This is a genomic window from Solicola gregarius (genome assembly GCF_025790165.1).
Taxonomy (GTDB): Bacteria; Actinomycetota; Actinomycetes; order Propionibacteriales; family Nocardioidaceae; genus Solicola; species Solicola gregarius.
The window spans coordinates 2237687-2253374 of record NZ_CP094970.1 but is presented as its reverse complement, the minus strand read 5'-3'; the positions used below and the strand labels follow the sequence as shown (position 1 = coordinate 2253374).

The following is a 15688-nucleotide window of genomic DNA, read 5'->3' as shown; positions in this document are numbered from 1 at the left end:
TCTGACAGTTGTAGAATACAACTCTGGAGGAATCGATGCACACGCAGCATCAAGCACATGGCGCGTTCGCGGGCCGCTCGACCCGTCGGTACGACTTCATGGCCCGGCGCCTCATGCGCGGCTTCTACCGGCGGATCGCCGAAGATGTCGCGTTGCTGGCGCCAAACGGGGCGGACATACTCGACGTCGGCACCGGGCCCGGCGTCCTGCTCACCGAGACGGCCCGCCGCCGTCCCGACGTCAGCATCACCGGCATCGACCCGTCGGCCGACATGATCGCGGCGGCAACGCGCAACATCGAGCCGTATCCCGGTCGCGTCCACGCACGCATAGGCTCTGCCGCCGAGGTTCCGAGCGACGACGCCGCGTTCGATCTCGTCGTCACCTCGCTGAGCCTCCATCACTGGGATGACGTCGCCGCGTCGGTCGCAGAGCTCGCACGAGTGCTCCGACCGGGCGGCCAGATCGTCGTGTTCGACCTCGCACGCGCGCCGTTCGGCGAGCTCGACGCCGCTGCCGACGCTCACTCGGGTCTCAGCTCAGCGGCATGCCACACCACCATCGGCACAGGCGTGCCCCATGTGCGCCGCATCGAGCGACACGTACTGCACGCGACGGCCGAGGCAGCTCAGCCGAGGTAGCGCGCGATCTCCATCGCCGCGCCGTCGTTGTCGACCGTCTCCGTGACGTCGTCGGCGACGTCTTGGACCTGCACCGGCGCCTGGCCCATCGCGACTCCGCGGCCGGCCCACTCGAGCATCTCGACGTCGTTGTGACCGTCGCCGATCGCGAGTACGTCGGCCGGCGACAGGCCGAGGCGTTCGGTGACGACCTCGAGGCCGGAGGCCTTCGAGACCCCCTCCGGTGCAAGGTCGAGCCAGGCGGTGTAGCCGACGAAGTAGTTCGTACCGACGAGGCCGAGCGAATGCGCCATCTGGGCGAACTCCTCCGCGGACTTCTCCGGGCTTCGGATGATCACGCGGGTCACCGGCTCGGCGACGAGCTCGTCGACCGTCTGCACCGTCATCCGGCCGTTGATCTCGCCGTCGGGGAACGGCTTGTTGATGCGATAGCCGACCCCGATCTCCTCGACGGCGACGGCCGCGTCGGGTACGTGGTCGAGCAGCAGCTTCACCGCTTCGCGGGCATCGAACGTGACCGTGTGGATCACCTCGATCGGGTCGTAACCGAACACCACGGCACCGTTCGACGCGACGGCGAGGCCCCCGGTGAGGTCGAGCTTGTGCACGGCGTCCATGACACCCGGCAGCGACCGTCCGGTCGAGATCACCGCATGCATGCCGGCGTTTACCGCGGCGCGTACGGAGTCGCGGACCGCCGGCGACAGCTCGTTCGCGTCGTTGACGAGCGTGCCGTCGACGTCGAGCGCGAGGACCTTCGGGCTGAAGGTCATGTCGACTCCCCGAGCGGTTCGAGCACCTCGCGGCCACCGAGGAACGGCCGCAGCGTCTTCGGCACGACGACCGAGCCGTCGCGCTGCTGATGGTTCTCCAGCAGCGCGATGATGGTGCGGGCGCTCGCCATCAGCGTGCCGTTGAGCGTCGCCGCGGTCACGGTGCCCTCAGCCGTACGTACGCGCGTGTTGAGGCGGCGCGCCTGGTAGTCGGTGCAGTTCGACGTCGACGAGACCTCGCGGTAGCGCTGCTGCGACGGAAGCCAGGTCTCGCAGTCGAACTTGCGGATCGCGGACAGCCCGAGGTCGCCCGCCGCTGTGTCGATCACGCGGTACGGCAGCTCGAGATCGTCGAGCCACTGCTTCTCCCACTCGAGGAGGCGCTCGTGGTAGGCGTACGACTCCTCGACGGTCGTGTAGATGAACATCTCCACCTTGTCGAACCAATGGACCCGGAAGATCCCCCGGGTGTCCTTGCCGTACGAGCCTGCCTCGCGCCGGAAGCACGGGCTGAACGCCGCGTAACGACGGGGCAGAGTTTCGGCGTCGAGAATCTCGCCGCCGTGGTACGCCGCGAGCGGCACCTCCGACGTACCGACCAGGTAGAGGTCGTCCTTCGGCAGGTAGTAGACGTCGTCGGCCGCCTGGCCGAGGAACCCGGTGCCCTCCATCGCCTCCGGGCCGACCAGCGACGGCGGGATCATCGGCGTGAAGCCCCACTCGGCGGCGCGCTGCATCGCCAGCTGGACGAGCGCGAGCTCCAGCTGCGCACCCACACCGATCAGGTAGTAGAAGCGCGCCCCGCTGACCTTCGCTCCGCGCTCGGTGTCGAACGCGCCGAGCAGCTCGCCGAGCTCGAGGTGGTCGCGCGGCTCGAACCCCTCGGCGGCGAAGTCGCGCAGCGTGCCATGGGTTTCGATCGTGGTGAAGTTCTCCTCACCGCCCGCCGGAGCGTCGGGTGACGCGACGTTCGGCACCGCCTTCAGCAGCTCCTCGAACGCCGCAGCCGACTCGTTCTGCTGCGTCTCGGCCGCCTTGACCTCGGCCGAGAGCTCCTTGGTCTTGGCGAGCAACGCCTGCTTCTCGTCGGCCTCGGCCGCAGGGATCAGCTTGCCGAGCCGCTTCTGCTCGGCGCGCAGCTCCTCGAAGGCGGCGATGCTCGATCGACGTCGCTCGTCGGCCGCCAACAGGTCGTCGACGATGGCGGGAGACTCTCCACGGCGCTCCTGGGCAGCCCTGATCGCTTGGGGGTCATCACGGAGTACGCGTACGTCAATCACGCCTCCAAGCCTATCGGCGCACGTCAACGCGATTGTTCCGGTACGTGCGTGCCCCGAATCGGGCGAGGGTCCGCTCGATTACGCTGGACCAGCCCATCCCCGACCGACCTGGACGCCCACCGTGCCGATCGACCTGCGCCGTGCGCACCCCGCGCGTCCGCGTATCTGGTGGATCGTCATCGGCGTCCTGGCGTTCGCGCTGGTGCTGCTGACCGTCGCGGTCCACTACGAGTGGGCTCCGGTGGTCGACCTCGACGAGGCCGTCGCCGATTGGGCGTACGACCTCGGCTCGGGCCACGAGACGTGGATCGACTTCTGGACGGTCGTGCAGAACGTGAGCCGGGGCGTGTACGTCACCGGGCTGCTCACCGTCGTGGCGATCGTCTTCCTCGTGCGGCGCCAGTACCGGATGGTCCTGTGGTTGCTCGCGACCGGCGTCCTTTCCTGGCTGGCAGCGCTGTTCGCCAAGGGGCTGCTGGAGCGGCCGCGGCCCAGCTGGGCGCAGCCGCTGATCGAGATCGGCGGCACCTCGTACCCCAGCGGCCACGCACTCGGCGCCGGCGTCCTCACGACGACGATGATCCTGGTGACGGTCGTCAGCACGGCGCGCGGACCGATCCGGTACGCCCTGATCGCGCTGTGGAGTGCCGTCGGTGCACTGATCTGCGCCGATCGCATCTTCCTCGACGTGCACTGGCTGAGCGATGTGGTCGCCGGCGCACTGCTCGGGTCGCTGTTCGCGCTCGTGCCATGGGTGCTCGCGATGCAGGCGGCGGTCGACGGGATCCTGCCGCGCATCACGACGACGGGCACGGGCTCGAAACGGGTCGCGGTCGTCTTCAACCCGATCAAGGTCGGCGACAACGCGGTGTTCCGCCACCAGGTACGCGAGGCCGCCGCGGTCGCCGGCTGGCGTACGCCGACGTTCTACGAGACGACGATCGAGGATCCCGGAACCTCGATGGCGCACCGCGCGCTCGAGGCGGGGGTCGACCTGGTGCTGGTCGCGGGCGGCGACGGCACCGTACGCGTGGTGTGCACCGAGCTCGCGCGCACCGGAGTCGCGATCGGTGTCATCCCGCTCGGCACGGGCAACCTGCTCGCGCGAAACCTCGGCATCCCGCTGCACAAGGGGGATGCGATCGAGGTCGCGTTCAACGGTCAGGATCGCGCGGTCGACGTTGCGAGGTTCCGCAGCGCCGACGCGTCCGACGACGAGGACGCACCCGAGTCGTTCACCGACACCAGCTTCATGGTGATGGCCGGCCTCGGCCTCGATGCGGCGATCATGAACGGCGTCGCCGACGAGATGAAGGCCAAGATGGGCTGGCTCGCGTACGTCGTGTCGGCCTTCCGGCAGCTGCGCTATCCGGCGGTGAAGGTGGAGATCTCGGTCGACGACGGCGAGTTCGAGCGGTACCGCGCCCGCACCGTTGTGGTCGGCAACGTCGGTCAGCTGCAGGGCGGCATCCCGCTGCTGCCGGACGCCACCATAGACGACGGCAAGATCGACGTGGTCGTCATCGCGCCACCCCGGGCGTGGAGCTGGGTCCGTCTCGTCGTACGCGTGCTGACTCGCCGCCGGCGTACCGACGAGAAGCTCGACAGGCTCACCGGCCGGAAGGTCGTCGTGCGCGCCGAACGCCCGACGCCCCGCCAGCTCGACGGCGACCCGATCGGCGAGGGTACGGAGTTCACCGCCGAGGTGCAGCCGGGCGTACTGCTGATCCGGGTGCCGAGCTGAGCATCTGTTGACATCCGCCCGCAACCGTAACGAAGGTGATCACTGTCCGTAATGGCCCGGGCTGGGGGAGTCGGAATGTTCGATTCGGTCGAGTCTCACTCGCACGGCAGGACGGGGCTTCATCGCTGCGGCAATCGTGTCGGTGACGCTGTCGGTCGGCGCAGCATCCACGGTCGTCTTCGCGACTGACGTCGGCGCTCGAGGAGGCAGCGAAAGGCGGTTGTCGAATCAGGCCGCGCCGGTGAGTGACGGTGGACGAGCGCAGCGACCCAGGATTCGCACCCTCTACCCAGTCTTCGGCGCGGCCCCTGGCGCGCGGCGCTGTGGCGATGATCCGGATGGCGGAGATGGCCATATCACCTGCCAGACGGATAACAGGTCAGTTAAGTACTACATGGACTCTCACGGCAGTCGGAGGCTCGAGAAATCCGACCGTAAAGCGGTGCGCAACGCAATGCGTAGCTACAGGCGGACCGACCTGTCGGTGCGCTACGACCGCAACCCGGACTTCACCGGATCATCGGAAACCGATGTCGTGTACCAGGAGGGTTCCCGGCACGTGAGCAGCAGTAAGGACGGTGTTACCTGGTGCGACGATGCCGCCGGTGTCCACACCTTCAAGTGCGACCAACAGTACGTCCGCATCCGCGGCAACGGTGTGTATAGACGCCCAATCGCCTGCCACGAGACCGGGCACGCGATTGGCCTTGTCCACGGTGACAACGCGAACCCCTCGATCTCGAAGCACGCCAAGAAGCTCGGTTGTATGACTACGCCGTCCAGGTACCCCAAACCGAGGAGGTTGAACAGGCGGAACATCAACTACGGCTTCTAGATGACGAGCACAAAATGAGGAGGCATGGCTTGATCGGCTACTCCGTCCGTCGCAGCCGATTCGCCGTCGTCATTATGGCGATTGCGGTGGCCATCGTGGTGTCTGGCGCCGTAGTGCTCGTCGGGGCACCGATACGTGATCGGCCCGCCAGTCCCGACCCATCTGATCCCGGCATCGTCTTCGTGGAAGGCGCCGATCGCCTGCCCAGCGACACTGCCGCTGACTGGGTCACTTACGCAGACCACATTGTCGTTGTCACAGCTGCCGAGGAGACCGAGATTCCACCGTCGCGCGAAGAGATGGATATCGGCGAAGGTCTCATCGGTCGGGATATGCGCCTGCGCGTCGACAAAGTGGTGTGGTCACGACGGCACGCGGCGAGGCCCGCGCCGGAGTCAGTCGTCTGGCATGCGCCCGGATGGACGTTCAGCGACGGGGCTACCTCACGACGCACAACGATGCTGTATGAGGACGAGCCTCGCGTGGAGGAGGGCCATCACTACGTCGTCGCGCTCGACTGGGTTGGCGCGAAGTGCGCCGCCGGGGACGGCGAGTGGCTCGGCCTCGGCGAGGGTGGTCTCGTTCCCTACGATCACGCTTCGATCGGGGCCGGCGAGAACGAGGGGAAGATCGTATCCACACCGCAGGCACGACGCTCGGCCAGGAGGCCAGGCCCGGATCCCGGCCTCGAGGACACGCTCGTCGGCCAAGATGCGTCCGACCTGGCGAGAGCACTGAACGACGCCAAGCCAGTCAACCGTCCGAGCGCGTTTCATGGGTGTTGAACGGCCTCGATCCGATCGCCCTGCAGGCCTGACGAAACTCGCGCGGATTACAAATCCGGTATCCGACCGAACGATCTGCGGCGCTGTTCCGTCTTAGTCACGACGGAGGGAAAGTCGCATGAGCGCTAACCGGGGATCCCCGGGCGATTCGGCAACGGTGCTGGAGTCCCGGTCGCGGGGGGATGCGCCGCCGATTCGCAACGTCCGCGCTTGGACGTCGGCGGTGGCGTCTCGGGTCGCGGTCGACTCGCACCGATCTAGGGAACGGGACGCGAATCTGCGAGAACGACTCGCTGCCCGATGGTCTCTACGACCGCCCGAGGCAAGCAGCGAGGAAGAGCGCGTTCTCGCTCTCGCAGTCGCCGAAGGGCTAGGTGGCCTGACCGACCGTCAACGGCAGGTCATCGTGCTTCGCTTCTACGCCGATCTGCACGTCTCCGAAATAGCGACTCTCCTCGACGTCGCGGAGGGCACCGTCAAGAGCCGACTCCACTCCGCCACGGGTGCGATAAGGGCGCGACTCCAAGACAAGGAAGTGATCTGAGATGAGCCAGCTGAGCGGGCCGGAGGAGGAACGCCTGCGGCGAGCGATGACCATGATTGGCGACGAAGCCGCTACCGATACGCCGAGGTCCCAATCGCCACACAGTCGATGGACTCGTCCAGGCATCCTCGTCGCCGCATGTATCGCCGCGGTCGCCGTCATCGCCACTGCTCTGTACGCCAGTGACGGGAGCGATCCTGATCAAGAGGCGTCCCAAGCACTCAACGGTCCCGAGACTGTCGCCTGCGCGAACCGGATCTTCGAGGGCACGATCAGAACGATCGATCCTACCGACAGACGATCGAGGGTTCGAATGACCGTTGCGGTCAGCCGCTGGTACAAGCCGACCGATCAGTCGAAACGTATCGCCACCTTCGTGGCCTTCTCTACGCGAGCAGCCGATGTTGTCCGCGCGTACGCGCCGGGACAACACGTATTCATCGTCGAGTATGACCCACCTTGGACGCCGGTCTATGCCGACCGGGCCATTTCCATCTCACGCTCGGAGGTCGTGCCCTACCTGAAGCAGGGCGCGCATACTAAGTGCCCCGACTTCTGGCTCCATCCGGACCGCCACGACGTACCGGACGACTCATGACGTCAAACCCGGCGCCCGCCACAGAGCGACCTCGAAGTCCGTGGAGGCGATCCACCGTGCTCGTCGCGGCGAGCATTGTGGCCGCCGCAGTCGCCACCGCGGTTTACGCGAACGGGAGCGATCCTGATCAAGACGCGTCGCAGGCGCTCACCGGAGCCGAGGAGATCGCGTGCGCGTACCGGATCGTCGAGGGCACGATCGTGTCGACCAAGCGAACGACGAAGGCGTTGGAAGTATGGATGACCATCGCCGTCGACGACTGGATCAAGCCCGCTGCCGAGACGCGTGCGACCACGCGCGTTCTCACGGGCTCGGCACGGTTCAACGAGACGCGTCCGTACGAACCGGGTCAAAGGGTGTTGGTACTGGTCCTCGGGAAGCCGGACGCCGCAGTCGGCAACCTAGCGACGCTCTATCGCGGCAAAGAGGCCGATTGGCAACGAAGGCGCATCGAGCGCTACCTCCCCGAAGCGGCAGACACGACGTGCCCGGATTTCTGGCGGCACCCGGACAGGCACGACGCCCCAGACGACTCCTAGCCACCCTCGAGTTTAAGCACGCAACGCCGCCTTGAACTCAACTGAGGTTGAGGTTCTACGTTCGAGGTCGACGCGAACGAGAGGAAACCACATGAGCGTCTACACGCTGCCCGAACTCCCGTACGACTACGCGGCGCTCGAGCCGCACATCAGCGCGAAGATCATGGAGCTCCACCACGACAAACACCACGCCGCGTACGTCGCCGGCGCCAACACGGCGTTGGAGAGGCTTGCCGAGGCCCGCGACACCGACAGCCTGGCCGCGGTGAACCTGCACGAGAGGAACCTCGCCTTCAACCTCGGCGGGCACACCAACCACACCGTGTTCTGGCACAATATCTCGCCGACCGGTGGCGGCGAGCCCGATGGCGAGCTCGCTGCGGCGATCACCGACCAGTTCGGGTCGTTCGCGGCGTTCCAGGCGCACTTCACGGCGACGGCGACCGGCATCCAGGGCTCAGGCTGGTCAGTGCTCGGCTGGGACTCGATCGGGCAGCGCCTGTTGATCTTCCAGCTTTTCGACCAGCAGGCCAACGTACCCGTCGGCGTCGTCCCGCTGCTGCTGCTCGACATGTGGGAGCACGCGTTCTACCTCGACTACCTGAACGTCAAGGCCGAGTACGTGAAGGCGTTCTGGAACATCGCGAACTGGGCCGACGTGTCCGAGCGGTTCGAGCGCGCGCGTACGAACATGGGCCGGCTGATCACCGCTCAGTAAGGCGCCGAGGCGAGATGCGCGGCCATCGCCTCGGCCGCGCTCTCGCCGTCTCCACTGGCCAGCGCCTCGATGATCGCGTCGTGGTCATCGGCAATCCGCCGCAGCGCCGCATCGTCGGAAACCGAGTGCCGCACGGCGAGCCGGGTGAGCCCTCGGAAACGCCGGATGGCGTCCGCCGCAAGGCCGAGCCCGGCCGCACGCGGAATGTGCAGATGGAAGTCGTCGTCGCAGTCGAGCGCGGCATTGCCGTCGCCTGCTTCGATCGCCCGGCGCGTACGAATCATGATCAGCCGCAGCTGGTCGACGTCCGACACGTCCATTCGCTCGGCCGCCTGCCTGGCGATCACTGGTTCGACCGCGTCTCGCATCAGGACGATCTCGTCGATCATCTCCTGCGACGGGTCGGCGACGACGACCTGCCGGCGGGCGCCCTCGACGAGCAGGCCCTGGTTGAGCAGCTCGGCGAACGCCTCCCGCACCGGCGTACGCGAGACTCCGAGCTGCTCGCCGATCTGCGCCTCGCCGAGGCTCGTGCCGGCCGCGAGCTCTCCGTGCAGGATCGCGGTACGCAACGCGTCGTGGACCCGCCCGCTCGACGGAGTCTTGTCGGGCAAGGCCTTGACGACCGGTTGAGGCCGGAATCCCTTCATGCGTTGTCTCCCGGGGCTCGCAGGGCGAAGCATCGAAGTCTGGCACCACGGCGCCCGCCGGTGACGATGCGGTGTTCGGTGCGCCGGAACTCGCGGGCGGTCCACGGGTGCTCGTCGGTCCCTGTATCGGGAAGGTACCGCGGGAACTCCGACGCCGACAGCTGCAGCCGCAGCCGATGGCCGGGGCGTACGCGGTAGCCGATGTCGCCGAGATCGACGGCCGACCTGCCTTGTGCCGTGACCATGCCCGCACCGTCGGTGATGCGAAGCGCAGATCCGTCGGGAGACACGTCACACAGGCTCGCCATGATCCGCGCAGTCGGCGAGGACGACTCGTACGCGAGCGCGACACTGATCGGCCCCGCGAGGTCGACGGGGCGAGGTACTGGCTCGGTCTCGAAGGTCAGCACGTCGTCGCGCCGGATCAACACCGAGTCGTCGGCCGGCTCGATCAGCGGGTGGTACGCGTGCGCCAGGCTCGGCACGAGGTCGTCCGGGTCTTGTGCCCACTCGACGACTCGCTCGGCTCGGTCAGGCGCCTCGGCGAGCCCACCGCGCGGGCCGCCCGTCAGGAACCAGTCGACCGGCGCGCTGTCGCGCGGCGGCCAACGGTCGTCGTGCCGCCAGGACTCGTGCGTGAGCATCCACCTGACGGGCGGCGCGTCGTACGCGCGGACACCCGAGACGTAATAGTCGAAGAAGGGCAGCAGCGGGCCCAGGTAGTCGTCCAGGAAGGCGCTGAGGGTCGAAGCGTCGGTGAGCGGATCGACGTACGGCTCGCCCGGCGGACGAAGTCGGGTCCAGCCGTGATCGACCGCGTCGACGACGAGGTACTGCGGCGCTCGCTGCGCGCCGACGCTCCGGCGCCAGGTGGCGAACTGGCCGCCGTTGACGAGGTCCCACCAACCACCGAGGTGCAACGCGGGAAGGTCTGCGTCGACCGACAGCCGCGCCGACGGAGGCAGGCCGCGACGCGCCGTATCGTCCAGGAACGCAGAGCGCCGGCCGCCGAGTGCCGCCGGCACCACCTCGGACAGCGGCCGGACACCCCACTCGAGCTCACCGTCGTACGCGTACAGCCGTTCGTCCACCCAGGTCTCGAGCGCCCACAGTGCCGTGACCTCGAGAGCGAACAGCCCGCCACGAGAGGTGACGTCGCCGATATCGGCCGAGATCACCCGCGGCGCGATGGCGCGCAGCGCGCGATGACGCGACGCCGCGGCCGCCCATTGGGTCCAGCCGAAGTACGAGTCGCCGAACATCCCGATCGAGCCGTTGCACCAGGACTGCTCGGTCACCCACTCGATCGTGTCGTACCCGTCGGCGACCTCGGTCTCGAAAGGGGCCAGCGCGCCGCCCGAGCGGACCTTGCCGCGTACGTCTTGGACGACCACGGCGTATCCACGCTCGTTGAACCACCGGGCGATGTCGGGCATGAAGCACTCGTCGCCCGCCTTGTCGTACGGCAGACGGGAAACGAGCACCGGCCAGCGGCTCCCACGGCTCGGCAGATAGACATCGGTCGCGAGGAGTACGTCGTCTCGCATCCGCACGGCGTACGGCCTCGCATCGGCCGGAACGTCGGCAAACGGGCGTGGCGTCGCGCCCCTGCGATGCGTGCCCGGCGACAGCACGCCCCCGTACGAGTTCACAGCCGCAGAATACCAGGGGGACTGTCGTATACATCTACTCTTGTGGTGTACTGGCGCCGTCGAGTCGTCGTGAGTGAGGAGATCTGATGGAGGTTCAGCTCCCGGCGATGCTGTTCGCCGAGCACGACCGAGCCGACCGGCCCGTCTGGCTGACGAACGCCCGACTGTTCGACGGCACGTCGACTCCGATCCGCGAGGGCGCGGGTGTTCTCGTCGAGGACGGCCGCATCGCCCGAGTCGGCTCGGCCGGCGACGGCGCACCCGAGGGCGTCGACACCGTCGACCTCGGCGGCCGGACCCTCATGCCGGGCATCGTCAACGCTCACCTGCACGCGATCGGAGCGGTCCCCGACCTGGGGTTCGGCGTCCAACCCGTGCTTCCCGGCACCCTCGGCCACGCGCTCGGGGCGAAGCTCCGCGAGTTCCTGCGGTACGGCGTGACGACTGTGCGCGATATGGGCACGTACGGCGACCAGGTGATGGAGAACCGCCAGGCGATGCGCTACGGCCTGTTCCGCGGCGCGCGCATCCTGACCTGCGGCCTGATCATCTCGAGCACCGCACCCGGCGACGTCATCTTCGACGGCATGTACCGCGCGACCGACGGCAACGACGAGGTGCGCAAGGGCGTACGCGAGCAGATCCGGCGCGGCGCCGACTTCATCAAGGTGATGGCGACCGGCGCCCGCTCGGTCGAGCTCGAGGCGGGCATCAACCGCGACGAGCACGACTCGGCGCACGGCATGTCCGAGCAGCTCACCCGCGCGGAGCTGGAGACCGCGGTCGAGGAAGCCAACCGGATGGGCTACGCCGTCGTCGCGCATGCCGAAGGGCTCGCCGGCTGCGAGATCGCTATCGACTTGAACATGCGCACGATCGAGCACGGCTTCTACCTCTTCCAGCGGCCCGAATTGCTGGAGCGGATGGCCGAGCAAGACATCGCGCTCGTACCGACGTTCTCGAGCCAGTACGTGTTCGCCGGACGCGACCTGCAGGTCGGCACCGACGGCCCGACCGAGCGGTTCTCGACGCGTGAGCTCGACCGGGTCGCCGAGGTCAACATCGCCGCTGCGGAGCGCACCCTGCAGGCAGCGCACGCTGCCGGCGTACCGATCGCGCTGGGTGGCGACGATCTGGAGCTGCGGCGCGGAGGCGCCTGGATCGAGATCCGGCGGATGATCCACCACGGGCTGCCCGCACATGACGCACTCGTCGCGTCGACGTCGGCGGCCGCACACGCGTTGGGCTTGCACGACCTCGGCACCATCGAGCCCGGCAAGATCGCCGATATCGTGGTCGTCGACGGCGACCCCGTACGCGAGCCCGAGCTGTTCGGTGATCGCGACCGGTTCTGGCTCGTACTCCAGGAGGGAAGCCCCGTCGCCGGCACGGCCCTCGAGGTACCGCTGTCGGAGGTGGGCCGGGCCTCGTGACGTTCCGGGAGTACATCGACTACCAGTGGCAGGACCTGCTGCTGTACACCTTCCAGCACATCCAGGTGGTGTTGATCGCCGTGGGCCTCGGTGCCCTGATCGCGATCGTGGTCGGCACGCTCGTCTACGACCGGCCCGTCGCCCGCCAGGTCATTCTCACGGTCACCGCGACCATGCTGACGATTCCGTCGTTCGCGATGTTCGGTCTGCTGATCCCGTGGCTCGGGCTCGGTGCTGCCCCGACGATCTTCGCGCTGACGTTCTACGCGATCTTCCCGATCCTGCGCAACGTGATCACCGGCCTGCAGTCCGTACCCGCCGAGGTCGAAGAAGCGGCCCGCGGTATGGGCCTGTCCGCACGACGGCGGCTGATCCTCGTCCGCGTGCCGCTCGCGTGGCCCGTGCTACTGAACGGCGTCCGGGTCGCCACCATCTTGTGCGTGGCGATCGCCGCGATCGCCGCTGCCGTCAACGGCCCGGGGCTAGGCAAGCCGATCTTCGAGGGCCTCGCGAGAGTCGGTGGCGCAAACGCGCTCAACGCCACGCTGAGCGGCGTCATCGGCGTGATGGCGGTTGCGCTGATTCTCGATTTGCTGTTCATCCTGATCGCCCGACTGACCACCTCACGAGGTATCCGTGACTGACGACGCACACCCGACGATGATTCAGCTGGACCGCGTCAGCAAGACGTACCCCGGCAGCACCGCTCCGGCCATCGAGGAGCTGTCTCTCGACGTACGCGCGGGCGAGATCGTCGTGCTCGTCGGCCCGTCCGGATGCGGCAAGACCACGACGATGCGGATGATCAACCGGCTGATCGAGCCCACAACGGGCCGGGTCATCCTCGACGGCGACGACGTCACGAACGTCAACGCCGATGAGCTCCGCCGGCGCATCGGCTACGTGATCCAGCAAGTCGGACTACTGCCGCACATGACCGTCGCATCGAACATCGGCCTCGTGCCCCGCGCCCTTGGCTGGGAGAAGAAGCGCATCCGCGAGCGCGTCGAGGAGCTGCTCGACCTCGTGGGGCTGGACCCCGCGATGTACCGCGGCAGATATCCGAAGCAGCTGTCGGGCGGCCAACAGCAGCGAGTCGGGGTCGCCAGGGCACTGGCGGCCGATCCGCCGGTGATGTTGATGGACGAGCCGTTCGGCGCGATCGACCCGATCGTCCGCGACCGGCTGCAAGACGAGTTCCTCGCGCTGCAGCAGCAGATCCACAAGACGGTCGTGTTCGTCACGCACGACATCCAGGAGGCGGTGAAGCTGGGCGACCGGATCGCCATCTTCGCCGAGGGCGGTCGCATCGCGCAGTACGACACCCCCGCGCAGATCCTCGCCAACCCCGCCGACGAGTTCGTCTCCTCATTCATCGGTGCCGGCGCCGCCGTACGACTGCTGCGTCTCGAGCAGACGGGTTCGATGCCGCTGCTCCCCCTCGACGATGCGCTTGCGGAGAAGCATGGTCGGGGCGAGGCCGCCGTCGTACGTGCCGACCAGAGCCTGTACGCGACGCTCGACGCAATGCTGCACGCGCACGATGACGTCGCCGTCGTGGTCGACGGCAACGGGTCCGTGGTCGGCGGCCTCCCGTGGAGCACCGTGCTCGCGCGCGCCGTGGACGGCGTCGGGAGCGGTCCGACATGAGCGCGCTGATCGACGGTGGGCAGCAGGCGCTGGGCCGCGTCGACGACGTCAGGACGCCGCCACGCAAGGGCTTCGCGTTCTACTTCGACCTTCTCTTCATCCCGGTCGTCCTGGTTTGCTCCTTGATCGCGCTTTTCGCGTACGTGCAGGGCCAAACGCTCGATGACATCGAGACCCGCACTCTCACAGCGGACAAGATCTGGACGCTCGTCGGGCAGCACCTGAAGTTGGTTGCCGTCTCGAGCGTCGCGGTCGTCGCGCTCGCGGTTCCGATCGGCATCCTGCTCACCCGGCCGGCCATCCGCCGCGCATCGGCCGTTGTTCTCCCACTTGCCAACTTCGGTCAAGCGATTCCGTCCATCGGCGTGCTGACCCTGTTCGGCATCTGGTTCAGCTTCGGCTTCACGTACGCCGTCTTCGCGTTGATCCTGGTTTCGTTCCTCTCCGTGCTACGCAACACGATCGTCGGCATCGACGGGCTCGACCCGGCCTACATCGACGCCGCCCGCGGCATGGGTTTGTCCAGGGCCGAGGTGCTGTTCCGGGTCGAGCTCCCCCTGGCCGTCCCGGTGATCATGGCGGGCATCCGGGTCGCGCTCATCCTGAACGTCGGAAGTGCCGCGCTCGCCACGTTCACCAACGCCGGCGGCCTCGGCAGCATGATCGAGACCGGCCTCACCCTGCAGCGCGATCCGATCCTGATCACCGGCGCCGTACTCACGGCGTGCCTCGCCCTCGCGATCGACTGGCTCGCCGGGCTCGCCGAACGCCTGCTGCGCCCGCGCGGCCTCTAACGACCATCCGAAAGGAACGGCAACCATGAAGTTATCGATCAACCCCTCATCGACCCCGCTACGCGCACTGGCGGTGACGGCCGCCATCGGCCTCGCCCTCAGCGGCTGCAGCCTGGACGACGAGCCGAAGGCGAAGTCCGGCGATCTGGCGGAGGAGGCGTCCCTCGACGGCGCGAGCCTCACCGTCGGCGGCAAGGAGTTCACCGAGCAGCTGATCCTGTGCGAGATCACGGCGCAGGCGCTGGAGTCCGCGGGTGCCGACGTCGAGCGCAAGTGCGGCCTCGCCGGCAGCAACACGACGCACACCGCGCTGACGTCCGGTGAGATCGACATGTACTGGGAGTACACCGGCACCACCTGGATCAGCTACCTCAAGCACACCGACCCGATCCCCGATGCGCAGAAGCAGTTCGACGCGGTCGCCAAGGAGGATCTGGCGAAGAACGACATCGAGTGGCTCGACCCGGCGCAGTACAACAGCACGTACGCGATCGCCGTCGCCAGCGACACCGCGGACGAGCTCGGGGTCAAGACGCTCAGCGACTACGCGAAGGTCGCGAACTCCAACCCCGAGGACGCGTCGATGTGCGTGAACTCCGAGTTCGAGGCTCGCAACGACGGCCTCCCCGGCCTGGAGAAGAAGTACGGCTTCGACCTGCCGAGCGACGCGGTGAAGACCATCGCCATGGGCACGATCCCCAAGGCGGTCTCCGAGGGCGACCCCTGCAACTTCGGTGACATGACGTCGGTCGACGGCCGCATCCCGGCGCTCGACCTGACCGTGCTCGAGGACGACAAGCACTTCTTCCCGATCTACAACCCCGCGCCGAACGTCAACAAGGACGTCCTGGCCGACAACCCCGACATCGCGAAGGTGTTGAGCCCGATCGCGGAGGCCCTCGACGAGGAGGCCATCCAGAAGCTCAACGCGAAGGTCGACATCGACGGCCTCCAGCCCGAGGACGCCGCGCAGGAGTGGCTGCAGGAGCACGACTTCATCGGCTGACCCGTCTCCCAGATTTGGGCCCGAACAGCCCGTTTCGGTCGACGAA

Annotated in this window: 17 protein-coding genes; 13 read left to right on the top strand and 4 right to left on the bottom strand. The window is 67.5% G+C overall.

What is annotated here, in order from left to right:
* Window positions 1-35 precede the first annotated feature (35 nt).
* On the top strand, window positions 36-641 hold the full coding sequence (locus L0C25_RS11175) for a class I SAM-dependent methyltransferase (protein ID WP_271636572.1): 606 nt from the start codon (window positions 36-38) through the stop codon (window positions 639-641).
* On the opposite strand, the gene L0C25_RS11170 is transcribed toward L0C25_RS11175, so the two are convergent.
* Both L0C25_RS11170 and serS read right to left on the bottom strand, forming a co-directional pair.
* Window positions 629-1414 carry an HAD family hydrolase gene (locus L0C25_RS11170; protein WP_271636571.1) on the bottom strand — a complete coding sequence of 262 codons (786 nt, stop codon included), beginning with the start codon at window positions 1412-1414 and terminating at the stop codon, window positions 629-631. The two genes, L0C25_RS11175 and L0C25_RS11170, sit on opposite strands and share 13 nt — an antisense overlap.
* Complete coding sequence (gene serS / locus L0C25_RS11165; RefSeq protein ID WP_271636570.1) at window positions 1411-2694, bottom strand: serine--tRNA ligase; 1284 nt, start codon at window positions 2692-2694, stop codon at window positions 1411-1413. The genes L0C25_RS11170 and serS overlap by 4 nt, the downstream gene beginning before the upstream one ends.
* 121 nt (window positions 2695-2815) lie before the next feature.
* Between serS and L0C25_RS11160 the strand changes: the two genes are divergently transcribed.
* From L0C25_RS11160 to L0C25_RS11130, 7 genes are all read left to right on the top strand, one after another.
* Window positions 2816-4438, top strand: coding sequence for a diacylglycerol kinase family protein (locus L0C25_RS11160; protein WP_271636569.1), 1623 nt, complete (start codon window positions 2816-2818; stop codon window positions 4436-4438).
* A 142-nt stretch (window positions 4439-4580) separates the two neighbouring features.
* Window positions 4581-5273, top strand: a complete 693-nt coding sequence (locus L0C25_RS11155) for a hypothetical protein (RefSeq protein WP_271636568.1) — start codon at window positions 4581-4583, stop codon at window positions 5271-5273.
* Between the two features lie 29 nt (window positions 5274-5302).
* The gene (locus L0C25_RS11150; RefSeq protein WP_271636567.1) at window positions 5303-6058 is read left to right on the top strand and encodes a hypothetical protein; all 756 of its coding nucleotides are present in this window, start codon (window positions 5303-5305) and stop codon (window positions 6056-6058) included.
* A 118-nt stretch (window positions 6059-6176) separates the two neighbouring features.
* Window positions 6177-6602 carry an RNA polymerase sigma factor gene (locus L0C25_RS11145; RefSeq protein ID WP_271636566.1) on the top strand — a complete coding sequence of 142 codons (426 nt, stop codon included), beginning with the start codon at window positions 6177-6179 and terminating at the stop codon, window positions 6600-6602.
* A gap of 1 nt (window position 6603) precedes the next feature.
* Window positions 6604-7200, top strand: coding sequence for a hypothetical protein (locus tag L0C25_RS11140; protein WP_271636565.1), 597 nt, complete (start codon window positions 6604-6606; stop codon window positions 7198-7200).
* Window positions 7201-7256: 56 nt separating this feature from the next.
* Window positions 7257-7739, top strand: coding sequence for a hypothetical protein (locus tag L0C25_RS11135; RefSeq protein ID WP_271636564.1), 483 nt, complete (start codon window positions 7257-7259; stop codon window positions 7737-7739).
* 91 nt (window positions 7740-7830) lie between these two features.
* Window positions 7831-8457: a superoxide dismutase gene (locus L0C25_RS11130; protein WP_271636563.1), complete on the top strand. Its 627-nt coding sequence runs from the start codon at window positions 7831-7833 to the stop codon at window positions 8455-8457.
* Here L0C25_RS11130 and L0C25_RS11125 read toward each other — a convergent pair.
* Both L0C25_RS11125 and L0C25_RS11120 read right to left on the bottom strand, forming a co-directional pair.
* Window positions 8451-9107 (bottom strand): GntR family transcriptional regulator, encoded by a 657-nt coding sequence (locus L0C25_RS11125; RefSeq protein WP_271636562.1) that lies wholly within the window; start codon window positions 9105-9107, stop codon window positions 8451-8453. The two genes, L0C25_RS11130 and L0C25_RS11125, sit on opposite strands and share 7 nt — an antisense overlap.
* Window positions 9104-10759: a CocE/NonD family hydrolase gene (locus L0C25_RS11120; protein ID WP_271636561.1), complete on the bottom strand. Its 1656-nt coding sequence runs from the start codon at window positions 10757-10759 to the stop codon at window positions 9104-9106. Before L0C25_RS11120 ends, L0C25_RS11125 begins: the two co-directional genes overlap by 4 nt.
* 86 nt (window positions 10760-10845) lie before the next feature.
* Between L0C25_RS11120 and L0C25_RS11115 the strand changes: the two genes are divergently transcribed.
* The 5 genes from L0C25_RS11115 to L0C25_RS11095 are packed head-to-tail and all read left to right on the top strand — an operon-like array spanning window position 10846 to window position 15642.
* Entirely contained in the window at window positions 10846-12192 is a 1347-nt protein-coding gene (locus tag L0C25_RS11115) for an amidohydrolase family protein (protein WP_271636560.1), read from the top strand.
* Window positions 12189-12836, top strand: a complete 648-nt coding sequence (locus L0C25_RS11110; RefSeq protein WP_271636559.1) for an ABC transporter permease — start codon at window positions 12189-12191, stop codon at window positions 12834-12836. Before L0C25_RS11115 ends, L0C25_RS11110 begins: the two co-directional genes overlap by 4 nt.
* The gene (locus L0C25_RS11105) at window positions 12829-13842 is read left to right on the top strand and encodes an ABC transporter ATP-binding protein (protein WP_408641680.1); all 1014 of its coding nucleotides are present in this window, start codon (window positions 12829-12831) and stop codon (window positions 13840-13842) included. The genes L0C25_RS11110 and L0C25_RS11105 overlap by 8 nt, the downstream gene beginning before the upstream one ends.
* On the top strand, window positions 13839-14636 hold the full coding sequence (locus L0C25_RS11100) for an ABC transporter permease (RefSeq protein WP_271636558.1): 798 nt from the start codon (window positions 13839-13841) through the stop codon (window positions 14634-14636). Before L0C25_RS11105 ends, L0C25_RS11100 begins: the two co-directional genes overlap by 4 nt.
* Window positions 14637-14661: 25 nt before the next feature.
* Window positions 14662-15642: a glycine betaine ABC transporter substrate-binding protein gene (locus tag L0C25_RS11095; protein WP_271636557.1), complete on the top strand. Its 981-nt coding sequence runs from the start codon at window positions 14662-14664 to the stop codon at window positions 15640-15642.
* The last annotated feature ends 46 nt before the right edge of the window (window positions 15643-15688 follow it).

What these genes read in the sequence shown, in the direction of transcription:
- L0C25_RS11095 (WP_271636557.1), top strand. Translation starts at nt 14,662, where the DNA reads ATGAAGTTATCGATCAACCCCTCATCGACCCCGCTACGCGCACTGGCG.
- L0C25_RS11130 (WP_271636563.1), top strand. Translation starts at nt 7,831, where the DNA reads ATGAGCGTCTACACGCTGCCCGAACTCCCGTACGACTACGCGGCGCTC.
- L0C25_RS11100 (WP_271636558.1), top strand. Translation starts at nt 13,839, where the DNA reads ATGAGCGCGCTGATCGACGGTGGGCAGCAGGCGCTGGGCCGCGTCGAC.
- L0C25_RS11170 (WP_271636571.1), bottom strand. Translation starts at nt 1,414, where the DNA reads ATGACCTTCAGCCCGAAGGTCCTCGCGCTCGACGTCGACGGCACGCTC.
- L0C25_RS11140 (WP_271636565.1), top strand. Translation starts at nt 6,604, where the DNA reads ATGAGCCAGCTGAGCGGGCCGGAGGAGGAACGCCTGCGGCGAGCGATG.
- L0C25_RS11125 (WP_271636562.1), bottom strand. Translation starts at nt 9,107, where the DNA reads ATGAAGGGATTCCGGCCTCAACCGGTCGTCAAGGCCTTGCCCGACAAG.
- L0C25_RS11115 (WP_271636560.1), top strand. Translation starts at nt 10,846, where the DNA reads ATGGAGGTTCAGCTCCCGGCGATGCTGTTCGCCGAGCACGACCGAGCC.
- L0C25_RS11145 (WP_271636566.1), top strand. Translation starts at nt 6,177, where the DNA reads ATGAGCGCTAACCGGGGATCCCCGGGCGATTCGGCAACGGTGCTGGAG.
- L0C25_RS11175 (WP_271636572.1), top strand. Translation starts at nt 36, where the DNA reads ATGCACACGCAGCATCAAGCACATGGCGCGTTCGCGGGCCGCTCGACC.